This is a genomic window from Micromonospora sp. NPDC004704 (assembly GCF_053601675.1).
On sequence record NZ_JBSGCD010000028.1, the window covers coordinates 50,900 to 75,076 of the forward strand.

Sequence of the window (24,177 nt, forward strand, 5' to 3'; positions counted from 1 at the left end):
ACCATTCGCCCCTGCGCTCCGGTGAGGTGTTGATCATGCGCCCGACGGTGTCGGTCATCATCCCCGTGTACAACAGCTCGAAAACCCTGCGGGCCTGCCTGGAAGCCGTCTACGCGCAGCGCCATCCGATCACCGAGGTAATCGTGGTCGACGACGCGAGCACCGACGAGACCCGGGACATCGCCCGCGAGTTCCCTTGCCGACTGCTCGTCGCCGACCACAATATGGGACCGGCGGCCGCCCGCAACCGGGGAATTCGGGCCAGTACCGGTGAGATGCTGTTCTTCCTCGACTCCGACTGTGCGCCCGAACCCGAGGCGCTGGACAACGCCCTGGCGATTCTGCGCGACCAGCCCGACGTGGCCTGCGTACACGGCATCTACGCACTCCGGCCGATGTTCGACGACGGGCCGGTCGAGGCGTACCGCCTGCTGCACGGCCACTACTGGCGGTTACGTAACGTGGGGCGGGTCCGTACCACCCTGTTCGCGGTCTGCGTGACCCGCCGGGTGGCCTTCACCGAGGTCGGCCTCTTCGACGAGAGGCTGCGCGCCTCCGAGGACGTCGAGTGGGGCGACCGGCTGGCCGACCGGTACGCGACCGTACTCACCGACACGGTGGTCTGCCGGCACGACGACGACAGTCACCTCGGCAAGCTGCTGCGCAAGCAGTTCGGCCGCTCGCAGATGCTGGTCCCGGTCGCCCTGGCCGAACGGGGACCGGCCGGTATCCGCGCCAACGGGCCGGCCGGCCTGCTCACCGCGGTGCTGGTGCCGCTGTCCGTACCGCTGGTCCTGCTCGGCCCGGTGTTCCTGGTGCTGCCGTTGGTCCTCTTCGGGCTGTTCGCCGCCGCCGATCCGGGGCTGCTGCGTTTCGTGCTGCGCCAGCGCGGCCCCGCGTTCGCGGTCTTCTTCTACGGCGTGCACCTGCTGGTCCAGCTCACCATCGCCGCCGGTGCGGCCGTCGGCGGGGTCCGGCACCTGGCCGACCGGGACTTCGGGCCGACCCGGACGGCACCCGTGGAGTCCCGGCGATGAGCGGCACGGCGGACGGGACGCGCGGCCTGTCGTACCTGTCCGCGCAGGCGTTGCACTACCTCTTCTTCGCGATCAGGGGTCAGCAGTTCCTGCGCCGGCGCGCGAGCCTCGGCGGCGGCCACCTGCCGGCGTTCGGTGTGCCGGGTCCCGGTATCGCGTTGACCATCGACGACGGCCCGCACCCCGAGTGGACGCCCCGCATGCTCGACCTGCTGGCCCGCCACCAGGTCCGGGCCACGTTCTTCCTGATCGGCGACCGGGTACGCGAACAGCCGGAGCTGGCCCGCCGGGTGCTCGCCGCCGGGCACACCATCGGCAACCACTCGATGTCGCACCCGCAGCCCTTCGCCGCGCTCTCCCCGCAGCGGATGCGGGCCGAGATTTCCCGTACCCAGGACGAGATCGTGGACGCGACCGGTGTGCGCCCCCGACTGTTCCGCGCCCCCGGTGGCAACTGGTCCCGGGACGTCCTGCGCGCCTCGGCGGATCTTGGCTTGAGCGCGGTCGACTGGACGGTCAACCCGAGCGACTGGCGCAGTCCGGGCGTACGCCGGATAACCCGGAAGCTGTCGCGCGGTCGTGCCGGGCAGGTGTTGCTCTGCCACGACGGCGGCGGCGACCGCTCGCAGACCGTGGAAGCCCTGGAGACCGTGCTGCCCCGACTGTTGGACCGGGGTCTGCGGTTCGTCACCCCCGAGGGCGGCCGGTGATCGTGAACGTGTCGGGTCGGTCGCCACCGGAGCCACGGCCAGCACCGATGGGAAGCCGGGTGCCACGCCTGTCGACAGCTTGGGTGGGAGAGACCTATGCCGGACGATGACCTTTCTATCTCGCTGCTCGGACCGATCCGGACCGAACGCTGCGGGTACGCGCTCTACCTGGGTACGCCACGGCAGCGCGAGGTGTTGGCGGTGCTCGCGCTGCGCAGCGGGATGGTGATGTCGGTGGCGCAGATCGTCGACGCGATCTGGGTCGGGCGGCGGCCGAACTCGGTGGAGAACATGGTGCACACCTACATCGGGCGGCTGCGGCGGGTGCTGGAACCACCGGGGCGGCGACCCGCCCTGGCCCAGGTGCTGCGCTCCACCCGCCCCGGATACACGCTCGACATCCCGGACGGGGCGGTCGACATCACCCGGTTCGAATGGGACATCAAGCTGGCCCGCGCGGCGCGGGCCCAGTCCGACCTGCCGCAGGCACTGCGGATGTTCCAGCAGGCGTTGGGCCGGTGGTCCGGCCCGGCGCTCCAGGAGGCGACCGGCCCGCTCGCCGAGGCCGAGCGGATCCGGCTCACCGAGCTGCGCCAGGACGTGGTGGAGGAAACCACCGGCGTACGACTGCTGCTCGGCGACGACGAGAACCTGATCTCCGAGCTGCGGTGGATGCTCGCCGAGCAGCCGATGCGGGAACGGCTCTGGGAACTGCTGCTGGTCGCCCTCGGCCAGACCTCGCGACGGGCGGAGGCGCTCACCGCCTTTGAGGACGCCCGGATCACCCTCGCCGACCGGCTCGGGGTGGAGCCGGGACACCAGCTCCAGGACCTGCACCGCAGGCTCCTGCGCAGCGAACCGGTCGCGGTGCGCCCCTGGTGGGACCGCCGCGTCTCGGTCTGAACCACCTCGACGCGGGCCGTACGGGGGCGGCCCGTCCCGCGACCGCGCCGGTTCAGGGCGCGACGGCCCTGCCGTTCACCCCATCCGACTGCGCGGACGGGTGCTCCGCCGAGGCGGCGAGCACGAAGAACGCGCCCGCCGGCCCATCGCCGAGCCTTGTCGGCACCTCCGCCACCACCGGTACGCCGCAGGTCCGGATGACCTCCACGAACTCCCCGGTCTGGGACACGTCGTAGACCTGCACCACGATCCTTCCGCGCGGGGTGAGCAGCGCGGGCAACCGGCGCAGCAGAGCCGCGGACTCGGCACCGGACAGGTAGTAGATCACCTCGCGCAGCAGGATCGCGTCGTACCGCTCCGACGAGTCGAACGTACGGATGTCGCCGACGTCGAACGAGGTGTTCGGTCGACCCAACGCCCGAGCCTGCGCGATGGCCTTACGACTGATGTCCACCCCGTGGTAGTGCCGGTACGACCCGGGCGCCAGTGGCAGATTGGCGCTGGTGCCGCAGCCGAGGTCGAGAATGGTCGGTTGCGGTGCCCAGGTTTCGATCAGTGACAGCGGCACGGTTCCGTCGGACATGCCGTCGAGATAGCTCCACAGACCGAGGGCGTACTGGGTGTCCCACATCGCCGCGTTGATTCTGCGATTGGGGCGGACAAAGAGGCGTACCGGGATTTTGGTCAATCGCGACAGTGCCCGGAGGAGTCCGTTGGACATGAGATCACCGACATTCCTGGTCGCGTACGGGTCGAGGGAAAATGCGTTGTTCTTCGGTGAGTTCAGCTCGCCAGGGCCGGGTCGGCGGTGCGGTCGACAACGGTCCGGCGCCGGTGCATGTACTGCGCGATCATGAGCCCGCCCGCGCCGATCGCGACCTCGCTGAGCGCGCAGACGAGCCGGCTGGCCAGCACAACCGGGGTGGCGACCGACAGCGGCATGACGGTGGCCAGGCCGACCATGAGCACCGCCTCCCGTACGCCGAGGCCGTCCGGCGCGATCATGACGACGAGTCCCGCCACCGTGGCGGCGGCGAACCCGGCGACGCAGATGAGATAGGACTTCGCGGGCGGGGCGCCGGCGGTCACCGCGAGCAGCCAGAGGTGGTGTCCGGAGATCACCCAGGACAGCGACTGTGAGGTGATCGCCCGGCGCAGACCGGCCGGTGACGCGCTGACCTCCGGCGGTTGGCGCCGCAGCAGCCGGGCAGCCGTGGCCAGCCCCCGGTTGAGCAGGTCCGGGCGGGCGAACAGGACCACCAGCGGCACGGTGGCCAGCACCAGCCAGCCGGTGGTGCCGCCGAGCACGGCCGGGCCGGCGGCGAGTGCGACGGTCGCCCCGGTCAGCGCCACCACCGCCCAGCTCAGCATGAAAACGCCGGCCAGCCGGACCGGCCCGACGTTGATCTCCTTGCCCATCCGGAGCAGCACCGGCAGGGCGACGAACCGGCCGGGCACGAACTTGGCCAGGAACCCGACGAAGAACAGCCGGTACGCCGTCCACCGGTTCACCGGCGCACCCAGGTCGACAAAGAGGGCCCGCCAGGAGAGCATCCCGAGCAGCAGCCCGGAGGCGTTGATCAGCAGTGCGGCGACCAGTGCGGCGCCGAGCCGGACCGGGTCGAGTTGGGCTGCCAGGGATCGGACCGGCGCCCAGTCCTGGTCGCGTACGAACAGGACCAGCCCGATGGTCAGCCCCACCACGAAGACCACGACCAGGGCCTGGTTGACCAGGCGCCACCAGTTGACCCCGGTTCGGATCACCGGTGGCGGCGTCGTGTCGTCGGCCCCGGGCGTCATCGCCGTGCTCCCAGTGCCGCCGGACGGGTCGCGCCGGGCCGCAGCCGCCGGACGAACGCCCGGCCCACCCCGATGGACAGCCCGGCGAACTCGGTCAGGTGGGTGAGGAAACGCATCGCCGTCGCATAGAGCAGGAAGGCCGGTCCCCGCTGGCGCAGCGCGAAGGTCAGCAGCTCCCGGTCGGCGACGAGGAACACCGTCAGCAGGCACAGAGGCACCGCCACCAGCCAGGGAGAGACGGCGACCAGGGGCACGGTGGCGACCGCGAGCGCGCTGCCGAGCAGCCCCGCGACCGAGGCGCGGTCGACCCGGTGCGGTGCCCGCCCGTCCGGCGGTGGTTCGGGGACCGGTCGGGGCGCCCACCGGGCCAGCACCACCGCGTCGGCGTACGTCAGCGCGCGGCGGAACAGTTCGGACACGTACGGCCACAGCCGGTCCACGTCGTCGTGCCGCCCCACCATCTGCGCGCTCGTCCGTATCTCGTACGACGCCGGCAGGCGGGTGCCGAACTCGATGTCCTCGGCGTCGCGCAGCCGCTCGTCGAAGCCGCCGACCAGCTCGAACACGTCACGTGGCACGGCGGTCAGGGCGAACATGGTGGATGTGGCCAGCCCGGCGTCACGCCGTCGCCAGAAGTGCTCGAACAGCGTCTTGTAGGACTCGACCGGCCCGTCGGCGTAGAGCGGGTGCAGGTCGTAGATCCCCTGGACCACCCCGCAGGCCGGATGCTCGCGCAGCGTCCGCAGCGCGACGGCGAGCGCGTCCGGTGCCAGGGCGATGTCGGAGTCGACGAAGAGGAGCACGTCGCCGCCGGCCCGTGCCGCCCCGGCGTTGCGGGCCGCGGAGACGCCCCGGTTCACCGGGAACGCCACCAGGGTGCAGTCGAAATCGGCGACGATCTGCCGGGACCGGTCGGTACTGGCGTCGTCCACCACGACCACCTCGGCCGGGGTGTGGGTCTGCGCATAAACCGCTGTGAGGCAGGCCCGTATCGTCTTTTCCTTGTTGTGATTCGGAATGACCACCGACACTCGCACAATTCGAGGCTAGCGGCGGGTAGACAAAAAAACAATGGCCGTGAATATTTTTGTCGGCCGATCGTATGGCGCTCTGATTCGGTGACAGGGCGCGTCGAATTCCGCGCCCGAACCGGCGCGGAATTGTCCCGACCATTGCTTTCCGGTGTTCCGTGCCGGCTATCCGGTCGAGATCACCAATTGCTGCGAGCGGTGGTCGGACAGGCCGTGGGCGCTGCCGAACCCGTACGAGTGGACCCGTACGTCGGGGGAGACGAACGCCCAGTCGAGTCGCCACCAGCGGGGCCAGTTGGACGACTCGGCCCAGCTACGCGGGTAGATCGAGGGCATCGCGTACGCGGCGTCGCGCAGGCCGTCGGGCAGCTTGCGTACGTCGCCCATCGCGGGGCTGGTGTTGAGGTCGCCGGCCAGCAGGATCGGGTTGTCGTTCGCCGCGACGTCACGGGCCAGCGCCCGGAACTGCGGTTCGCGCTGGCCGTGCTGGTCCTTGACGACCCGGTAGAAGTCTGCGTCCAGGGGACCGTCGTCCGGTGACAACTGCACCGGCAGGTGCGCGTTGTACGTCGAAAGCACCCGTCCCCGCCCGAGATCCAGGTCGGTACGCAGCGTCTTGTAGAGCCAGTGGTCGGTGCTGCCTCCCGTGGGGGGTGGCAGGTCCGGTGCGTCCAGCGGGAGCTGCCGCAGGATCGGGAACCGGGAGACGGTGATCAGCTCCCCGACGATGGCGATGTGGAAACCGGGGAACTCGGCCCGCAGGCGGGTCGCCGCCGGGTCGAGCGGTTCGGGTGTCTTTGCGTACCAGTACTCCTGCAACAGGTAGACGTCGGCGTCCGCCTCCCGCAGGGTGCGGTAGAACGCCTCGGTCTCCTCGTCCTCGTCCCAGTACCCGGTGTTCCAGGTGAAGACCCGGATGGCATCCGCCGGGGCGGGACCGTCCCCACCGCCGAACCGGTGCACGTTGATCCCCGACAGGGGCGCGCCGAGCAGCAGCGCGGTGGCGGCGAGCAGCGCCACCGGCCCCCTTGACCGCCGACAGGGGAAGGCACCGACCGCCAGGACGACCGGGATGGCGAGGAAGAACACCGGGGGGATGGCGTCCACCGCGAGCCAGAGCCACCACTGCCCGCTGAGCACGAGGTGCGCCACGACAAAGGCCAGCCAGACCGCCCCGGCGGCGACCAGCGCCGAGTAGAGCCACCAGCGCCAGCCTCGCCGGGGGGCGGGACTGGCCAGCTCCCGGACCGGCGCCTCCGGCGCAGTGACCGTCATGACATCGACCGTACCGATCCGCATGGAACCCCTTCTGAACCGGCCCTGGATGCAACCTTGACTACGGTCGGCGACCGCGACGCAGATGGAACGGCAGGTAGCCGAGTGCGGCGAGCCCGATCAGCACGTACAGGTTGCTGTAGATCAGACCCAACCCCCGGAAGTGCAGGTCCCGACCCTGGATCCCGACGAGGACCCAGGCGGTGGTCAACACCAGGACGAGCCAGGTCGCCCCCGCGACCGCGAGCCCGGCCCGGTTGCCGGTGCTCCGGGCCCGGTCGACCAGCAGCACCAGCGCTGGCACCACCCAGACCCAGTGGTGGTGCCAGGAGACCGGGGAGACCAGCAGCCCGGTCGCCGCGCAGGCCAGCACGCCGAGCAGGTGCTCACCCCGGCGTACGCACCACGCGGCGAGGACGATGCCCGCCGCCGCGACCAGGGCGGCCACCGGGAGCCAGGCCGTGGACACGTCGGCCGAGTCGGCCAGCCGGGCCAGCGCGCCGTGCAGCGACTGGTTCAGAATCGTACGGGGGTCGCCCGTCACCCGGGACGAGTCGAGCAGCATGCCGCCCCAGAACTGCGCCGAGTCGGCCGGACGCCAGGCGAAGCCGACGGCGATGGTGGCGAGGAATCCGGCGACCGCCGTGCCGGCCGCCCGGATCCGCCCGGTGGCGAGCAGGAAGGCCACGAAGATCAGCGGGGTCAGCTTGAAACCGGCGGCGAGCCCGACGCCGAGCCCGTACCACCAGCGTCGGGGATCACCGGTCAGGTCGACGAGCACGACCAGGACGAGGAAGAGGCCGACCTGACCGGCCTGGAGGTGACCCGACACCGCGAAGATCGGCAGTGCGACCACCGTGGCGACCAGGGTCGGCACGATGCGGCGGTCGGCTGTGGGGGCGGCCGACCGCCGGGTCACCTGGACAACGGCGACCAGCGCAAGGACCGAGGCGAACGTCCAGACCGCGATGGCGAGGTCCGGTCCGACGTACGCGAGGGGCTGGAACAGCAGTGCCGCGAACGGCGGGTACGTGAAGCCGAGTTCGATGCCGTCGGTGCCCCGGACGGCCACGTCGTACAGGTTGCCGTCCCCGCCCGCGGCGGCCGACGCGCCCGTACGGTATGCCGCCAGGTCCCACCAGAACTGCCCGGTGGCCCGGTGTACGGCGACCGCGGCGGCGGCGATCAGCACCGCGAGCGCCGCCGGTGCGAACGCGACGAGCCTCGGACGGGTCCGCGGGCGGCTCGGCGCCCGCGTGGTCACAGATGGCATCAGCACCGCGTCTCCCTCCGTCGCCGGGCGAGGAAACGGTATCGAGGGGCGCTCTACCCTTCCTGGAACCGACCTGGATTACCCAGCGTCGACACCCGCCGAGGCGAGTGGGTGGGTCAGAGCGGGTCGGGGCACTGTGCCGTGCCGAATTCGAGGTAGCGGCTGGTGACGCCGAACGAGTCGCTGCTGCCGTCGCAGAAGATGGTCCGCCCTCCGACGACGGTCTCGTGGTCGGCGGCGCTGTAGTAGACGTAGCTGCACTGGTATCCGGCGCGGCAGTGCGGGATGGCCTGCGCGGGTGTGGCCGGACCGACGATGATGGCCGTGGCGGCGCCGGCGGTGGCCGCCAGCATGGCGAGCGATCGGCGGATGGTGACGTTGCGACGGGACATGTTTCCTCCCCAGCGTCTGTCCACTTCGGATGGTGGACACCGTCACCACATTCTGCGGTGGTGACCCCCCGAGTGCAATGGGTAGCCGGCCCGCCGGCCGCGCCAAGATCGGCAGGACTAGCCTGGTAGACCCCGCCCGAGGAGCACCGATGACCGCCGCCACATCCGACCGCCCCGCCAGCGACCTGGTCCGGTACGGGCAGCCGGCCGGCCGCTGGGTGCTCTTCGCCACCGTGCTCGGCTCCGGCCTGGCCTTCATCGACGCGACCGTGGTCAACATCGCCCTGCCCCGGATCGGCGACGAGTTCGACGCCGGTGCGGCGGCGTTGCAGTGGACCGTCAACGGCTACACCCTGAGCCTCGCCGCGCTGATCCTGCTCGGCGGTTCGCTCGGGGACCGGTTCGGCCGGCGCCGGGTCTTCGTACTCGGCATCGTCTGGTTCGCGGCGGCCTCGCTGCTCTGCGGGGTGGCGCCGAACGTCGAGATCCTGGTCGCGGCCCGGGTGCTCCAGGGCATCGGGGGCGCCCTGCTCACGCCGGGGGCGCTGGCCATCCTCGGGGCGTCGTTCCATCCCGACGACCGGGCCAGGGCGATCGGCGCCTGGTCGGGGCTCGGCGGCATCGCGGGAGCCCTCGGTCCGTTCCTCGGCGGGTGGCTGGTCGAGTCCGCGAGCTGGCGACTGGTCTTCCTGATCAACGTACCGCTGGCCGCGATCGTGGCGCTGGTCGCGCTCCGGCACGTACCGGAGTCGCGTGACCCGGACGCGCCGGACCACCTCGACGTTGTCGGGGTGCTCACCGGCGCGGCCGGTCTCGCCGGTCTGACGTACGGCTTCACCGCCTGGCCTACGGCCGGGCCGACCTCGCCGACCGTGCTCGGCGCGCTGGTCCTCGGTGTCGCCGGTCTGGTCGGTTTTGTCCTCAACGAACGGCGTTCGTCACATCCGATGCTGCCGCTGGAGGTGTTCTCGGTCCGGGCGTTCAGCGCGGTGAACCTGGTGACGTTCGCCGTCTACGCCGCGCTCGGTGGGGTGTTCTTCCTGGTTGTGCTCAACCTCCAGGTGGTCGTGGGCTTCAGTCCGCTGGCGGCCGGAACCGCGATGCTCCCGGTGACCGTGCTGATGCTGCTGCTCTCGGCACGGGCCGGAGCGCTGGGGCAACGCATCGGTCCACGGATCCCGATGACGGTCGGCCCGATCGTCTGCGCGGTGGCGCTGGTCCTGCTCGCCGGTGTCGGGCCGGGTACGGCCTACCTCACCGGCGTGTTGCCGGCGGTGCTCCTGCTCGGGCTGGGGCTGTCGCTGACCGTCGCGCCGCTGACCGCCACCGCCCTCGGTTCGGTCGACGAACGGCACGCCGGCATCGCCAGCGGGGTGAACAACGCGGTCGCCCGTGCGGCCGGTCTGCTCGCCGTCGCGGTGCTGCCGCTGGCCGCCGGCATCGGCGCCGGGAGCCTGACGAACGCGGCCGACCTCCGGCCGGTGTACCGGGTCTCGATGCTGATCTGTGCGGGCCTGCTGCTGCTCGGGGCGGCGATCAGCCTGGTCGGCATCCCGTCCCGGCTGGCCTCTCGGGGGCAACCCCCGACGACCGGCGCCGGACCCGCCGAGCCCGGGGAGATCCCGACCAGCCCGGTACGCGTCCACTGCGCCATCGCCGGCCCGCCGCTGCATCCGGGCCCCGGCACGACGGCGTCGAGGACCTGACCGGAGATCAGCTCACCGGCCGGCGTCGGCGGTAACCGGTCCGGGGTGCCGGTGCAGGCCCGGACCGGGGCGGGGCACCACGTCCCGGGGCGCGGTCACCTCGTGGCCGTCGGCGCAGCGCAGTTCGACGCGGACCGGGGCTTCGCAGTCGCGGTGCACGGCGAGCAGGGGAGAGCCCTCGGGGTCGGCGAGGTACCGGTCGCCCCAGGCCAGCAGTGCCACCAGCATCGGCCAGAGATCCAGGCCCTTGTCGGTGAGCCGGTACTCGTGTCGCTGCCGGGCGCCCGGCTCCCGGTAGGGCTCGCGTCGCAGCAGCCCCTCCTCGACGAGCCTGGCCAGCCGGTTGGTCAACACCTGCCGGGGTATCCCGGTCCGTTCGCGCATGTCGTCGAAGCGCCGTACGCCGGTGAAGACCTCGCGGAGCACCACCACGGTCCAGCGTTCGCCGAGGATCGCCATCGCCCGCGCGATGGTGCAGTTGTCGAGTTCCCAGTCCAGTGCGGTCGGCGTCACCCCGCCAGGCTAAGTCTCGTTGACAGACGCAGCAATGCCTGCGACGCTGCGTCTGTGACTCAGACCCAGCCTCGTAGCCGTACCTTCACCTGGTCCGACCCCACGATCAACGCGGCGAGCCTGGGCCGGCGCAGCGGCCTGGAGCTGCTGACCGCCATGATCGCCGGTGAGCTGCCGCCGCCCCCGGTGATGCACCTGATCGACATGTCCCGGATGACCGCCGAACAGGGCCGGGTGGTGGTCGAGATGGAGGTCCAGGAGTTCCACTACAACCCGCTCGGCAGCGTGCACGGCGGCGTGCTCTCCACCCTGCTCGACACCGCCGCCGGCTGCTCGGTGCACAGCACCCTGCCGGCCGGCGTCGGCTACACCTCGCTCGACCTGAACGTGAAGTTCCTCCGCCCGGCCACCATCGGCTCCGGGGTACTGCGGTGCGAGGGCAACGTGTTGCAGCGCGGTCGGCGTACGGCACTGGCCGAGGCGAAGGTGCTGGACAGCGCCGGCCGGCTGATCGCCCACGCCACCTCCACCTGCCTGCTGTTCGACCTCGAACCACCGGCCGTCTAGGTCCGGCGCCGGCTATTTCAGCTCGGACAGGGCAGCGACCAGGCGGGACATGCTCCGGTGCAGGTCCGGGTCGGGCAGGTGGCCGAACCCGAGCACCAGCGCGGGCGGCGTCACCCGACCGGAGAAGTGGTACGGCGCCAGCGTCGACACCCGTACGCCGTGCTGGCGTACCCGGTCGGCCACCTGCTGGGCGTCGGACCGCTCCGGCAGGTACAGCACCTCGGTGTTGACCGCGTGCGGGGCGCCGAGCCGGATCCGGCGCAGCGGGGCGAGCGCGGACTCGACGATTCGGCGTCGGGCGGCGTACCGGCGACCGAGCCGGTGCATCAGCCGGACGATCACCCCGTCGCGCAGCAGTGACGCCAGCGCGAGCTGGGTCAGGTACGGCGGCACCGCCGCGTACTCGCCGAGCTGCCGGCCGACGGTGGCGGTGAGTTCGCGCGGGACGAGCGCGTACCCGAGGTTCAGGGCCGGGGTGAGCAGCTCGCAGAAGCCTCCGACCAGGATCGACCGGGCGCCTGCGGTGCCGTACAGCCGGGGTAGCTGGCTCACCCCGGGCCGGAACACCGGGTCGCAGGCGATCTCGACGACGTGGCCGCCGAAACTCGCCGCCCACGCCACCGCGGCCCGGCGCCGCTCGGCGGAGAGCACGTGACCGAGTGGCACCTGGGCATCGGGGGTGACCACGACGGCCCGGCAGTTCGGCCCGACCGCGTCCAACCGGGCGCCCTCGGCATCGACCGGCAGCGCGGCCGGCCGCTCCGAATCCCCGGCGGCGGCCCGGTGCAGGGCCGGCGGCACCGGCTCCTCGATCGCCACCTGGCGTCCGTGCAGGCCCAGCGCGTCCAGCACCAACCGGAGCCCGTGCGCGGTACCGCCGGTGATCACGACGTCCCGGCCGGCCAGCGGGACCCCACGACTGGCCGCCAGGTGTTCGGCGACGGCCCGGCGCAGCTCGGGCAGGCCGAGCGGGGGGAGGGACTGTGCCGGCGGCCGGTTGAAGCTCGCCCGCCGCCAGGCCGCCCGCCAGGCGGGGAGTGGGCAGGCCTCGATGTCGACCTGCCCCGGCCGCAGGTCGATGACCGCGGGCCGGTCGGCCTGCGCCGGGGGACGGGTCGAGGCGGCCCGGTCGGGCAGGCCGCGCGGACGCCGTCCGGTGGCACCCGTCCCGGTTCGTCCCGGACCGCCGGGCTCCTGCCGGGTTGCCGTCCGCCCGGCGACGTACGTCCCCGACCCCGGCTGGCTCTCCAGGTAGCCACGGGTGAACAGCAGCTCGTACGCCGCGGTCGCCACCCCCCGCGAGACGCCGAGCAGTGCGGCGAGGGTACGGGTCGACGGCAACTGCGTACGGTGTGCCAGCAGCCCGTGCTCCACGGCCGTGCCGACCTGGCTGGCGATCTGTTCGTGCAGTGGCTGCCGGGCCTGCCGGGTCACGGTGAGCGGAATGGTGAGGATCGCCTGGTGACGCATGACCTCTGTCTACGGAACCCGGGCTGCGGGGCGGTTGTGTGTGGGTTGTGGACCTGTCACGCGCCCTGGGCCGGATCTCCGACGATTGCTATCCATCGATCCTCCCCGACCACTATGCTGCCTGGACAGACGACTTCGTGACGCGTGTCCGGCACGCGGAAGGGGGGCCGTGGGGCGTATGTCGGCGGTCCCTGACCCCAACGTCCCGGCTCCGGCACAGGCCCGGTTGGACCGGGCAGTCCCGGCGCGACGGCAGATCCGCCTGCTCGGGCCGGTGGAGGTGCTCGGCCCGGCCGGACCCGCGCTCCTCGTCGGCGCCCGCCAGCGTGCCGTGGTGGGACTGCTCGCGCTCAAGGCCGACACGGTGGTACCGCAGTGGCGGCTGGTCGACGCGCTCTGGGGACAGCGCCCACCCCGTACGGCGATCAAGTCGCTGCACAGCCACGTCGCCCGCGTACGCCAGGCGCTGACCCTCTGCGGCCTGCCGGATGTGCTGGTCACCAGGGAGTCCGGATACATCCTGCGGCTGGATCCCGATGCGGTCGACGCGGTCCGGTTCGAGGAGCACGCCCGCCGGGGTCGGGAGGAACTCGCCGCCGGTGCACCCGCCCGGGCCGCCGCCCACCTGCGCGAGGGACTGGACCTGTGGCGGCACGACGTCGCCCTCGCCGACGCCGACCCGACCGGTTGGGGCGCGGCGGAGGTGGACCGTCTCTCCGAGGTACGGCTCGCCGCGATCGAGGACCGGTGGGACGCCGAACTCCGGCTGGGGCGGCACGTCGCCGCGGTCGGCGAACTGGAACGGCTGCTGGTCGAGTACCCGGCCCGGGAACGCCTGGTCGGCCTGTTCATGCTCGCGCTGTACCGCGCCGGCCGGCAGACCGACGCGCTCGACGCGTACCAGCGACTCCGGGCCGGTCTGGCGGACGAGTTCGGGGTCGATCCGGGTCCGGACCTGGCCCGGCTGCACACCCGGATCCTGCGCCGCGACCCGAGTCTCGACCCCGAGCCGGACAGCCCCGTCGAACCGGCCGTCCCCTCGGCTGGATCCGGGACGGTGCGGATCGAGGCCGGGGCGGCCCCGCTGATGCCGACACCGATGCAGCTCCCGGCGCCGGTCGGCTTCTTCACCGGGCGGGGCGCGGAACTGTCCGTGCTGGACAAGCTGCTCGACGACCTCGACGGTGACCTCCCGTTGGCGCTCATCTCGGGGCCGGCCGGGATCGGCAAGACCGCCCTGGTGGTGCAGTGGGGTCGGCGGGTCGCGAACCGGTTCCCGGACGGGCAGCTCTTCGTCGACCTGCGCGGGCACGAACGGGAGTCGACCCTCTCACCGGAGCAGGCGCTGTCGCACATGCTGCGCAGCCTCGGCGTACCGGCGGACCGGATCCCGGCCGACCTGACCGAGCAGGCGAGCCTCTACCGGTCCCTGCTGCACGGCCGCCGGATCCTGATCGTGCTGGACAACGCCGGCACCGCCGACGACGTACTGCCGCTGGTTCCGGGCAGCGCCGGCACCATGCTCGCGGTGACCAGCCGCAGCACCATGGCCGCCCTGAACACCCATCACGCGGTCTGCCCGGTCAACCTCGACGTGCTGCCCGACGCCGAAGCCCTGGCGGTGCTGCGGCGGCTGCTCGGCGCCGGGGCGGTGGAATCCGAACCGGAGGCGGCGGCCGAACTGGTCCGGCTCTGTGACCGGATGCCGCTGGCACTGCGGATCGCGGCGGCGAAACTGGCGAGCCGACCCAACCGTACGATCGGCACCCTGGTCACCGAGCTGGCCGGGGCGAACCGGCTCGACGCGCTCAGCGTGGACGGGGACTCGCGCAGCGTACGGACGGTCTTCGCCAGTGCGTACCGGGCGCTGAGTGCTCCGGCCGCACGGCTGTTCCGCCTGCTCGGGCTTCATCCCGGCCCGACCTTCCACACCCTGCTCGCCGCCGCCGTGGCCGACCTGGACCCGGCGCAGGCACGCCGGATCGTCGACGAGCTGGTCGTCGCCCACCTCGCGATCGAGACCGGCGTGGACCACTACCGGTTCCACGATCTCATCGCCCTCTTCGCCCAGCAGTGCGCGGCCGTGGACGAGAACCCGGCGGACCGGGACGAGGCCACTGTACGGATCGCCGACTGGTACGTCGCCGTTGCCTACGCCGCGAACCGGGTCCTCGATCCGGGGCGGGACCGGGTCACCCCCGTACTGCGGTATCCGCCGGCCGAGCCGCCGTTCCCGGCCGAACACCACGCGGCGCTCGCCTTCCTCGACGCCGAACGGGGCAACCTGCTCCCGATCACCCGGTACGCGGCCGAGCACGGGCTGCCGACGACCGCCTGGCAGCTCACGTACCTGCTGATCGGCTTCTACGACTCCCGGGGGCACTGGCCCGAGCGGGTGGAGATGTGCCGGTGGGCAGTGGCGGCGGCCCGGCAGGTCGGCGACCCGGCCACCGAGGGCCTGATGCTCAGCGGACTCGGGGTCGCGCACATCATGGCCCGGCGTTTCGACGCGGCGCTGGCCAGCCTGCAAGAGGCTCTGCCGCTGATGCTCGCCAGCGGTGACCAGCGAGGTGCGGGGCACGTGTACAACAACATCGCGGCGGCGTACAGCGGGCTGCGCCGGTTCGACGAGGCGGTGACCGCGTTCCGGCACGCGTTGGCGATCCACACCGCCAGCGGTTACCGCCTGGGGATCGCCCTGGCACTCAACAACACCGGCCACACCTACGTACGGATGGGTCGGCCGGACCTGAGCTCACCGGACCTGGCGGAGGCGCTCACCATCAGCCGGGAGGTCGGCAACCCGAGGCTGGAGGCCGCGGTGCTGCACAGCCTGGGCGAGGCCGACCTCGGCCGGGGCGCTCTCGACGACGCGCTCGACCATCTCGGCCAGGCGTTGCTGGTCTACCAGGCGATCGGTGACCGTCGCTACGAGGCGGAGACGATGAACGGGCTCGGGCTGGCGCTGCTGCGCCGGGGGGACCCGGACGCGGCGATCAGCCCGTTGCGCCGGGCGTTGCTGCTCACCCGTGACCTCGCCGACCAGCACCTCGAGGCGATCACCCGGCACAACATCGGGCAGGTTCACCTGAGCGCGGGGGACCTCGCCGAAGCCGGCGACCAGCTCCGGCACGCGCTCGCCCTGCGTACCCGGATACCCGATCCGTACGAGGAGGCGCGGGTCCGACGACATCTCGGCGACCTGGACCGGCGACTCGGTGACCGGGCCGGGACCGAGCACCAGTGGCGGCTGGCGGTGGCGTTGTACCGGCGGGCCAACGCCACCGCCGAGGCCGAGGAACTGGCCGTGCGCCTCGATCGGGACGCACGACCGGTTGCCGCTCCCCGTTCCTACTGACCGCCACCCTTGGGGGGTGCCCCGTCCTTGACGACCACCGTTGCCCGTCCCTGCCCGATCACGCCGAACGACGGATCGGAGATGTTCACCGTGAACCACTCGTCCGGTTCCCGCACGCTGTCGGCCCGGATCTCGACCGGCACCTCGACACCACGGGCGCCGGCCGGGATCGTCACCCGGCGCTGCGGGACCGCGGTGTAGTCCTCCGGTGCGACGGCGGTGCCGTCGGCGGTACGGAAAACCACCGTCAACGGCGTCTTGACCGGTTCCGACAGGGTCACCGTGACGATGGCCCGACCGCCCTGCGCGTACGTCACCGGGGGACCGTCGATCGGGGGCTGCTCCCAGCAGATCGTCCCGTTGATCGAGACCACCACCCGGTCGTCCTCGGGTTCGCAGCAGGCGTGGCTGGCCGCCGGGGTCAAGCCCAGCAGCGCCGTGGGAACTACGACGGTGGCGGCAAGACTGCCGACTCGCCAGCGCAGACGTGTCATCGGATCCTCTCCTTCGGTCGCCGGTGTCAGCTCCCATTAAGCCCTGGCGCGGTTGTGGCGCGGTTGTGACGCACATCGATGGCTTCGGTGTACAGGTCCAGTGCCGTACGGAACTGGACCCGGCACCGGTCCTGTCCGTTGTGACCTGGCTCGACCGATCCTGATCGCAGGCGGTACATCCGTCGCACCGGAGGTCGGAGGGGGGTGAGCATGGTGGTTGTGCCGCACCCGCACCACCCGGCCGGAGCCGTCCGGTCGGGCTCGGCCCCGGCGGCGGCCGGACAGCCGGAGTTCGGAGGGCACAAACGGGTGGAGGGGACCGCGATGTTCTCGTGGCTGGGCACCCCGACCTCCGGTGGGCCGGACTGGCCGCCGGCGGATCGCCGTCACGACCACCGGTCCGCCCGGCGTCGGTTCGCGGTCCGGTCCCTGCTCGCCCTCGGGTCGGGCCCGGTCCGATCCCTGCTGGCCCTCGGGTCGGGCCCGGCGCCGGAGTTGCCGCTCCGGCCGGCGGGCGGCATCCACGTGCGGCGCGGCCCCGGGGACCTCGGTGCCCGGGGGCGGCTGTCGCGACTGCTCGTGCGGCGCTCGGTGCCGGCCCGGTCGGAGTTCCCGATGGTGCCGGCGGTCGGGCGGCAGGTCCGATGGTGACGGTGCCCACCGACCGGTGGGGGGCGAGTGTGGGCGGTCCGGGAGCGGCGTTCCGGCAACCGCCCCGCTCGGCCGTACCGGGTCCACGGGAGGCGGTACGGCCGTCGCCGAGCCCTTGACGGCAGCGATGTTATCGCTAACATGATCGCTGCCGGCATCGTATCGGCCGTGGTGGAAGGAGAGCGGACCCGACGCGCCCCCGTGTTACGGCATGACGCACCGTGTCGACCGGCACCGCCGAGGGATCCCCGCGATCGGCCGGATCGGTAGCTGACCGATCGGTCCGCCCGGGATGGCCACGCGTGGGTGGGTGAATCGGTCGGGCATGGCCGACGATAATCAGGCACACCCGGGCGGGCGCTCGGCGCAGACGCGGCGATATGTGAGCTTTCCCCGAGTGAGGTAGTGAAAGTGGATAACAGGATGATGCGTAATCCCGCGATGACCGATGTCGCGCGTCTTGCCGGGGTGTCCCATCAGACGGTGTCCCGGGTGCTCAACGATCATCCGAACGTCCGCGAGCAGACCCGCAGTCGGGTCCGTGCCGCCATCGCCGAACTGGGTTACCGACCGAACCGGGCGGCCCGGACACTGGTCACCGGTCGATCGCAGTCGATCGGTGTCGTCACCCAGAACTCCACCCTCTACGGACCGGCGTCGTTGCTCGCCGCCTTCGAGCAGGCCGCGGCGGAAGCGGGTTTTGCCGTCAGTGTGGGCAGCGTCAGCGTGCTCGACCGTCGATCCATCGCCGAGGCGGTGGCCCGGCACCTCGACCACCGGGTTGCCGGGATCATGGTCATCGCGCCGGTGACCTCGGCGAACGAGGCCCTCGACGACCTGCCCGCCGACGTTCCGCTGGTGGCGATCGACGGGGATCCGCAGCGCTCGGCCGCGCTGGTCACGGTCGACCAGGTGACCGGCGCCCGGGACGCCACCCGCCACCTGCTCGACGCCGGTCACCAGACCGTATGGCACGTTTCCGGCCCGGCCGAGTGGTTCGACAGCGCCGGCCGGATCGAGGGGTGGCGGGAGGCGCTGCGTGCCGCGGGTGCCGAACTGCCGCCGTTGATGCCCGCCGACTGGACCGCCGCCTCGGGTTACCGGGCCGGCCAGATGCTGGCCCGGATGCCGGAGGTCACCGCGATCTTCGCCGCCAACGACCACCTGGCGCTCGGCATCCTGCGGGCGATGAGCGAACGGGGTCGCCGGGTGCCGGAGGAGGTCAGTGTCGTCGGCTTCGACGACGTGCCGGAGGCGGCGTACTTCATCCCTCCACTGACGACGGTCCGACCGGATTTCGGTGCCGTGGCGCGGGCGAGTCTCGCCCTGTTGCTGGAGCAGATCGAGTCCGGGCTGCCGACGACCAGCCGTCAGACCGTCGCGCCGACCCTGGTGTCCCGGGCGAGCGTCGCGCCCCCGCCGCGCTGACCCGCGAACCACCCCGAGCCCACGTCCCTACGCGACTCGGCTCGATCCGACGTCTCGCCGTGATGCCCCGACCCGACGTCCCTCCGCGATCCGGCTCGACCCGACATGTGCGCGGACGGCGTCTGCTCCGGCGGGCAACTCGAATGCCTACCAGGCGGCGAGCGGGTAACGGAATGTAGCCGGTTGTGTGCCAAAACACCCCCGCTCGTTACTGAAATGTTACGACCTCCGGTTGACCCCACGAATGTTAGCGATAACACTCGTGGTCCGGAGCCCGCGCCTACAGGCTCCCGACCTCGTCCGTCCACCCCCCGAAGGTGCCAGACATGCCGATCGATCCGTCAGAAGCGCTCGTAGTCGGAGTTGACTACGGGACGCTGTCCGGCCGTGCCGTCGTGGTCCGGGCGGTGGACGGGACCGAGCTCGGGTCCGCGGTCTTCGAGTACCCGCACGCCGTGCTCACCGACGCGCTGCCGGACGGCGGGGCCACGCTCGGTGCCGACTGGGCCCTCCAGGTGCCCGGCGACTACGTCGACGTCCTGCGGTACGCCGTACCGGCGGCACTGGCCGACGCCGGGGCGGACCCGGCGGCGGTGGTCGGAATCGGAACCGACTTCACCGCCTGCACCATGGTCCCGACGCTGAACGACGGTACCCCGCTCAGCGAACTGCCCCGGTTCGCCGACCGTCCGCATGCCTACGTGAAGCTCTGGCGCCACCACGCCGCCCAGCCGCAGGCCGATCGGATCAACGAACTGGCCGCAGCTCGCGACGAAGCGTGGCTACCTCGTTACGGTGGGCTGATTTCGTCCGAGTGGGAGTTCGCCAAGGCACTCCAGCTCCTGGAGGAGGACCCCGAGGTCTACGCCGCCATGGAACGCTGGGTCGAGGCGGCGGACTGGATCGTCTGGCAACTCACCGGGAACTACGTCCGGAACGCCTGCAGCGCCGGGTACAAGGGCATCCTCCAGGACGGCCACTATCCGAGCCCGGACTTCCTGGCCGCGCTCAATCCCGCCTTCGCGGACTTCGTCGCCACCAAGCTCGACCAGCCGATCGGCGCCCTCGGTGCCGCCGCCGGCACACTCAGCGCCGAGGCGGCGGCCTGGACCGGGCTGCCCGTCGGCATCCCGGTGGCGGTCGGCAACGTCGACGCGCACGTGACGGCCGCGGCCGGCAACGCCCTGGAACCCGGCCAGATGGTCGCCATCATGGGCACCTCCACCTGCCACGTGATGAACGGGCGCGAACTGCGGGACGTACCGGGCATGTGCGGTGTGGTCGACGGCGGGATCGTCGCCGGTAGCTGGGGCTACGAGGCCGGGCAGAGCGGCGTCGGCGACATCTTCGGCCACTTCGTCTCGACCCAGGTGCCGGCCGGTTACACCGAACGGGCGCAGGCCGAGGGGCTGACCACGCACGAGTACCTCACCCGGCTCGCCGCCGAGCAGCAGGTCGGTCAGCACGGGCTGGTCGCCCTGGACTGGCACAGCGGGAACCGCTCGGTCCTGGTCGACCACGAACTGTCCGGGCTGCTGGTGGGGGAGACCCTGGCCACCCGCCCGGAGGACATCTACCGCGCGCTGCTCGAAGCGACCGCCTTCGGCACCCGGACCATCATCGAGACCTTCGCCGGAGCCGGCGTACCCGTCTCCGAACTGGTCGTGGTCGGTGGTCTGACCAAGAACAAGCTGCTGATGCAGATCTACAGCGACGTCACCCGGCTGCCGCTGTCGCTGATCACCTCCACCCAGGGACCGGCCCTCGGCTCGGCCATCCACGCCGCCGTCGCGGCCGGGGTCTACCCCGACGTACGCGCCGCGGCGGCCCGGATGGGTCGGGTCGAGCGCGCCGTCTACGTACCAGACGAGGCGGCGGCGGACCGCTACGACGAGCTGTTCGACGAGTACCGGCAGCTCCACGACCACTTCGGCAGGGGAGGCAACGGCGTCATGCGCAGACTCCGGGCGATCCGGCGACAGGCATTGGCGAGCGCGGCCGGTGCCCCGACCGAGGCCGCGACGACCCGGGCGGTGAACGGGTGACCGTCACCGAATCCGTCGCCGGGACCATCCGCGCGCTGCGCGCCCAGGTCGCCGCGCTGCACGCCGAACTGCCCCGCAACGAACTGGTGGTCTGGACCGCCGGCAACGTCTCCGCCCGCGTCCCCGGAGCGGACCTGCTGGTCATCAAGCCGTCCGGGATCAGCTACGACGAGATCACCGCCGACAACATGGTGGTGACCGACCTCGACGCCAACCTCGTCGACGGCGAGCTGGCCCCGTCCTCCGACACCGCTGCCCACGCCTACGTCTACAAGCACATGCCGCACGTCGGCGGCGTGGTGCACACCCACTCGACGTACGCGACCGCCTGGTCGGCGCGGGCCGAGCCGATTCCGTGCGTGCTCACGATGATCGCCGACGAGTTCGGTGGCGAGATCCCGGTCGGCCCGTTCGCACTGATCGGGGACGACTCGATCGGCCAGGGCATCGTCGCCACCCTCACCGGGCACCGGTCGCCGGCGGTGCTGATGCGCAACCACGGGGTGTTCACGATCGGGGCCAGCGCCCGAGCCGCGGTCAAGGCGGCGGTGATGTGCGAGGACGTGGCGCGGACCGTACACATCTCCCGCCAGCTCGGCACCCCGCTGCCGCTGGCGGCCGATGACATCGACTCGCTCTACGCCCGCTACCAGAACGTGTACGGGCAGGCCTGAGTCATGCCCGGAACAGGAGGATCCGCCATCACACCGGACACCAAACCCCAGATCTGGTTCCTCACCGGCAGCCAGCACCTCTACGGCCCGGAGACGCTCCAGCAGGTCGCCGAGCAGTCGCAGGAGATCCAGCGGACCCTGACCGCCGACGGCCGGATCGCCGCGGAACTGGTGTGGCAACCGGTCCTCACCGACGCGGGCGCGATCCGGCAGGTGATGCTCGCGGCGAACGCCGACCCGGACTGCATCGGGGTCATCGCCTGGATGCACACCTTCTCCCCGGCGAAGATGTGGATCAGCGGGCTCGACGTCCTGCGCAAGCCGCTGCTGCACCTGCACACCCAGCTCAACGTCGCGCTGCCCTGGGCGTCCATCGACATGGACTTCATGAACCTCAACCAGGCTGCGCACGGTGACCGCGAGTTCGGGTTCATCCAGACCCGCCTCGGCGTGGCCCGCAAGACCGTCGCCGGGCACGCCTCCGACCCGGCCCTGGTGGCCCGGATCGACGGCTGGGCCCGTGCCGCCGCCGGCTACAGCCACCTCCGTACGCTGCGCCTGGCCCGCTTCGGCGACAACATGCGCGACGTCGCGGTCACCGAGGGCGACAAGGTCGAGGCCGAGCTGCGTTTCGGCGTCTCGGTGAACACGTACGGCGTCAACGACCTGGTCGAGCTGGTCGACCAGGTGGCCGACGACGCGATCGACAAGCTGGTCGTGGAGTACGCCGACCAGTACCGGCTCGCCCCGGAACTCGCCTCGTCCGGCCAGCGCCACCCGGAACTGCGGTACGCCGCCCGGATCGAACTCGGCCTGCGCCAGTTCCTCACCACCGGCGGATTCGGTGCGTTCACCACCAACTTCCAGGACCTCGGCGGGCTGCGTCAGCTCCCCGGCATCGCGGTCCAGCGGCTGATGGCCGACGGCTACGGCTTCGGCGGGGAGGGCGACTGGAAGACCTCCGCGCTGCTCGCCGCGGTGAAGGCGATGGGGGTTGGCACCGGGCGCGGCACCTCCTTCATGGAGGACTACACCTACCACTTCGGGCCGGGCGAGCCGAAGATTCTCGGCGCGCACATGCTGGAGGTCTGCCCGACCATCGCCGGTGGGCAGCCGTCCTGCGAGATCCACCCGCTCGGCATCGGCGGCCGGGAGGACCCGGTCCGGCTCGTCTTCGACGCCGTCTCCGGCCCCGGCGTGGTGATCGGCCTGGCCGACCTCGGCGACCGGTTCCGGTTCGTGGCCAACGAGATCGAGGTCGTCCCGCCGGACGAGCCGCTGCCGAACCTGCCGGTGGCGCGGGCGGTGTGGAAGCCGGCCCCGTCGCTGTCCACCTCGGCCGAGTCCTGGCTGACCGCCGGGGGACCGCACCACACCGTGCTGACCCAGGCCGTCGGGGTGGAGACCTTGACGGACTTCGCGAACATGCTCCGCACCGAGCTGCTGGTGATCGACCAGCACACCACCGCCACCGGCTTCACCGACCGGCTGCGCTGGAACCAGGCCTACTACCGGTTGGCCCAAGGGCTGCCGGGCAGGGGGTGAGGGAGATCCCGTCCCTCATCCGCACGATCACGTCGACCGGCCCGAGGCCGGTCGACACCCCAAGGAATGAAACGCGGCGACCTTCGCAGCCGGATCAACTGATCACGGTCGGCCCCCGCGCTCTGTACTCAAAGGAGAGAACATGAGGTTCGTACGGCTCGCGTCGGTGGCAGGAGCCATCACGCTCGCCGCCGCCCTGACGGCCTGCGGCTCGAGCACCAAGACCGTCGACCAGGGTGCGGAGGGCGGGAACAACGCCGGCGCCCTGATCGGCGTCACCATGCCGACCAGGTCCTCCGAGCGTTGGATCCACGACGGTGACAACGTCAAGAGCGCGCTGGAGAAGCTGGGCTACAAGGTCGACCTGCAGTACGCCGAGAACGACATCCCGACGCAGGTCAACCAGATCGAGAACCAGATCACGAAGGGCGCCAAGCTGCTCATCGTGGCCTCGATCGACGGCACCGCGCTGACCACGCAGTTGCAGGAGGCCGGGGACAAGAAGATCCCGGTCATCTCCTATGACCGCCTGATCCGCAACAGCCCGAACGTGGACTACTACGCCACCTTCGACAACTTCAAGGTCGGCGTCGAGCAGGCCACCTCGCTGCTGGTCGGCCTGGGTCTGAAGAAGGCCGACGGCACCGACGGCGAGGCCAAGGGCCCGTTCAACATCGAGCTGTTCGCCGGCTCGCCGGACGACAACAACGCCACCTTCTTCTTCAACGGGGCGATGTCGGTCCTGCAGCCGTACCTGGACAAGGGCACGCTGGTGGTGAAGAGCGGTCAGAAGGACTTCAAGACCGTCGCGATCCTGCGTTGGGACCCGGCCACCGCGCAGAAGCGGATGGAGGACCTGCTGTCCAAGACCTACAGCGGCGGCACCAAGGTCAACGGCGTGCTGTCCCCGTACGACGGGCTGTCGATCGGCATCCTGTCCGCGCTCAAGAGCAACGGTTACGGCACCGCCGGCCAGCCGTACCCGCCGGTCACCGGTCAGGACGCCGAGCTGGCGTCGGTGAAGTCGATCATCGCGGGTGAGCAGTACTCGACCATCTACAAGGACACCCGGCAGCTCGCCGACGTGACCGTCAAGATGGCCGACGCCGTGCTCAAGGGCGACAAGCCCGAGGTGAACAACACGACCGACTACGACAACGGCAACAAGGTCGTGCCGTCGTTCCTGCTCCAGCCGGTCGTGGTGGACAAGTCCAACTACCAGAAGGCCGTGGTCGACTCCGGTTTCTACACCGCCGACCAGCTGAAGTAATTCGATCGCGCGGTCCTGCCGCCGGATCCGGGAAC

General features: G+C 71.3%; 21 protein-coding genes. 12 read left to right on the forward strand and 9 right to left on the reverse strand.

The features are described from left to right. Positions 1-26: 26 nt before the first annotated feature. The 3 genes from ACWEFB_RS29050 to ACWEFB_RS29060 all read left to right on the forward strand — a co-directional run bounded on the left by ACWEFB_RS29050 (position 27) and on the right by ACWEFB_RS29060 (position 2,650). Positions 27-1,037, forward strand: a complete 1,011-nt coding sequence (locus ACWEFB_RS29050; protein WP_452290545.1) for a glycosyltransferase family 2 protein — start codon at positions 27-29, stop codon at positions 1,035-1,037. Beyond that, a complete protein-coding gene (locus ACWEFB_RS29055) occupies positions 1,034-1,747 on the forward strand; it encodes a polysaccharide deacetylase family protein (protein WP_452290473.1) in 714 nt (237 codons plus the stop codon). Before ACWEFB_RS29050 ends, ACWEFB_RS29055 begins: the two co-directional genes overlap by 4 nt. A gap of 96 nt (positions 1,748-1,843) precedes the next feature. Then, a complete protein-coding gene (locus tag ACWEFB_RS29060; protein WP_326559129.1) occupies positions 1,844-2,650 on the forward strand; it encodes an AfsR/SARP family transcriptional regulator in 807 nt (268 codons plus the stop codon). A 52-nt stretch (positions 2,651-2,702) separates the two neighbouring features. Here the strand turns inward: ACWEFB_RS29060 and ACWEFB_RS29065 are convergent, their stop codons facing one another. From ACWEFB_RS29065 to ACWEFB_RS29090, 6 genes are all read right to left on the reverse strand, one after another. Next, positions 2,703-3,371 carry a class I SAM-dependent methyltransferase gene (locus tag ACWEFB_RS29065; RefSeq protein ID WP_452290476.1) on the reverse strand — a complete coding sequence of 223 codons (669 nt, stop codon included), beginning with the start codon at positions 3,369-3,371 and terminating at the stop codon, positions 2,703-2,705. Between the two features lie 62 nt (positions 3,372-3,433). After that, positions 3,434-4,450, reverse strand: a complete 1,017-nt coding sequence (locus tag ACWEFB_RS29070) for a lysylphosphatidylglycerol synthase domain-containing protein (protein ID WP_452290478.1) — start codon at positions 4,448-4,450, stop codon at positions 3,434-3,436. Then, on the reverse strand, positions 4,447-5,487 hold the full coding sequence (locus ACWEFB_RS29075) for a glycosyltransferase (protein ID WP_452290480.1): 1,041 nt from the start codon (positions 5,485-5,487) through the stop codon (positions 4,447-4,449). Before ACWEFB_RS29075 ends, ACWEFB_RS29070 begins: the two co-directional genes overlap by 4 nt. A gap of 159 nt (positions 5,488-5,646) precedes the next feature. Next, entirely contained in the window at positions 5,647-6,756 is a 1,110-nt protein-coding gene (locus tag ACWEFB_RS29080) for an endonuclease/exonuclease/phosphatase family protein (RefSeq protein WP_452290482.1), read from the reverse strand. Between the two features lie 61 nt (positions 6,757-6,817). Next, positions 6,818-8,029, reverse strand: a complete 1,212-nt coding sequence (locus tag ACWEFB_RS29085) for a glycosyltransferase 87 family protein (protein ID WP_452290547.1) — start codon at positions 8,027-8,029, stop codon at positions 6,818-6,820. 116 nt (positions 8,030-8,145) lie between these two features. Then, positions 8,146-8,421 carry a DUF6289 family protein gene (locus ACWEFB_RS29090; RefSeq protein ID WP_326559123.1) on the reverse strand — a complete coding sequence of 92 codons (276 nt, stop codon included), beginning with the start codon at positions 8,419-8,421 and terminating at the stop codon, positions 8,146-8,148. Positions 8,422-8,570: 149 nt separating this feature from the next. Here ACWEFB_RS29090 and ACWEFB_RS29095 point away from each other — a divergent pair, with 149 nt between their 5' ends. Beyond that, complete coding sequence (locus tag ACWEFB_RS29095; RefSeq protein WP_452290484.1) at positions 8,571-10,127, forward strand: DHA2 family efflux MFS transporter permease subunit; 1,557 nt, start codon at positions 8,571-8,573, stop codon at positions 10,125-10,127. 12 nt (positions 10,128-10,139) lie between these two features. On the opposite strand, the gene ACWEFB_RS29100 is transcribed toward ACWEFB_RS29095, so the two are convergent. Continuing rightward, positions 10,140-10,586, reverse strand: a complete 447-nt coding sequence (locus ACWEFB_RS29100) for a winged helix-turn-helix transcriptional regulator (protein ID WP_452290486.1) — start codon at positions 10,584-10,586, stop codon at positions 10,140-10,142. Here ACWEFB_RS29100 and ACWEFB_RS29105 point away from each other — a divergent pair. Further along, complete coding sequence (locus tag ACWEFB_RS29105) at positions 10,482-11,207, forward strand: PaaI family thioesterase (protein ID WP_452290549.1); 726 nt, start codon at positions 10,482-10,484, stop codon at positions 11,205-11,207. The two genes, ACWEFB_RS29100 and ACWEFB_RS29105, sit on opposite strands and share 105 nt — an antisense overlap. A gap of 12 nt (positions 11,208-11,219) precedes the next feature. Here ACWEFB_RS29105 and ACWEFB_RS29110 read toward each other — a convergent pair whose 3' ends face one another. Next, positions 11,220-12,677 (reverse strand): aminotransferase-like domain-containing protein, encoded by a 1,458-nt coding sequence (locus tag ACWEFB_RS29110; protein ID WP_452290488.1) that lies wholly within the window; start codon positions 12,675-12,677, stop codon positions 11,220-11,222. Positions 12,678-12,855: 178 nt separating this feature from the next. Here ACWEFB_RS29110 and ACWEFB_RS29115 point away from each other — a divergent pair, with 178 nt between their 5' ends. Then, positions 12,856-16,035 (forward strand): AfsR/SARP family transcriptional regulator, encoded by a 3,180-nt coding sequence (locus ACWEFB_RS29115; RefSeq protein WP_452290490.1) that lies wholly within the window; start codon positions 12,856-12,858, stop codon positions 16,033-16,035. Here ACWEFB_RS29115 and ACWEFB_RS29120 read toward each other — a convergent pair. Then, positions 16,029-16,529, reverse strand: coding sequence for a Calx-beta domain-containing protein (locus ACWEFB_RS29120; RefSeq protein WP_452290492.1), 501 nt, complete (start codon positions 16,527-16,529; stop codon positions 16,029-16,031). The genes ACWEFB_RS29115 and ACWEFB_RS29120 overlap by 7 nt on opposite strands. A gap of 204 nt (positions 16,530-16,733) precedes the next feature. On the opposite strand from ACWEFB_RS29120, the gene ACWEFB_RS29125 reads away from it, so the two are divergent. From ACWEFB_RS29125 to chvE, 6 genes are all read left to right on the forward strand, one after another. After that, the gene (locus ACWEFB_RS29125; protein WP_452290494.1) at positions 16,734-17,180 is read left to right on the forward strand and encodes a hypothetical protein; all 447 of its coding nucleotides are present in this window, start codon (positions 16,734-16,736) and stop codon (positions 17,178-17,180) included. 441 nt (positions 17,181-17,621) lie between these two features. Next, positions 17,622-18,608, forward strand: a complete 987-nt coding sequence (locus tag ACWEFB_RS29130) for a LacI family DNA-binding transcriptional regulator (protein ID WP_452290496.1) — start codon at positions 17,622-17,624, stop codon at positions 18,606-18,608. Between the two features lie 326 nt (positions 18,609-18,934). Continuing rightward, on the forward strand, positions 18,935-20,653 hold the full coding sequence (gene araB / locus ACWEFB_RS29135) for a ribulokinase (protein WP_452290498.1): 1,719 nt from the start codon (positions 18,935-18,937) through the stop codon (positions 20,651-20,653). Next, the gene (locus ACWEFB_RS29140) at positions 20,650-21,327 is read left to right on the forward strand and encodes an L-ribulose-5-phosphate 4-epimerase (RefSeq protein WP_326559113.1); all 678 of its coding nucleotides are present in this window, start codon (positions 20,650-20,652) and stop codon (positions 21,325-21,327) included. The genes araB and ACWEFB_RS29140 overlap by 4 nt, the downstream gene beginning before the upstream one ends. A gap of 3 nt (positions 21,328-21,330) precedes the next feature. After that, positions 21,331-22,872: an L-arabinose isomerase gene (gene araA / locus ACWEFB_RS29145; protein ID WP_452290501.1), complete on the forward strand. Its 1,542-nt coding sequence runs from the start codon at positions 21,331-21,333 to the stop codon at positions 22,870-22,872. A 142-nt stretch (positions 22,873-23,014) separates the two neighbouring features. Further along, the gene (gene chvE, locus ACWEFB_RS29150) at positions 23,015-24,142 is read left to right on the forward strand and encodes a multiple monosaccharide ABC transporter substrate-binding protein (RefSeq protein ID WP_452290503.1); all 1,128 of its coding nucleotides are present in this window, start codon (positions 23,015-23,017) and stop codon (positions 24,140-24,142) included. Positions 24,143-24,177 lie beyond the last annotated feature (35 nt).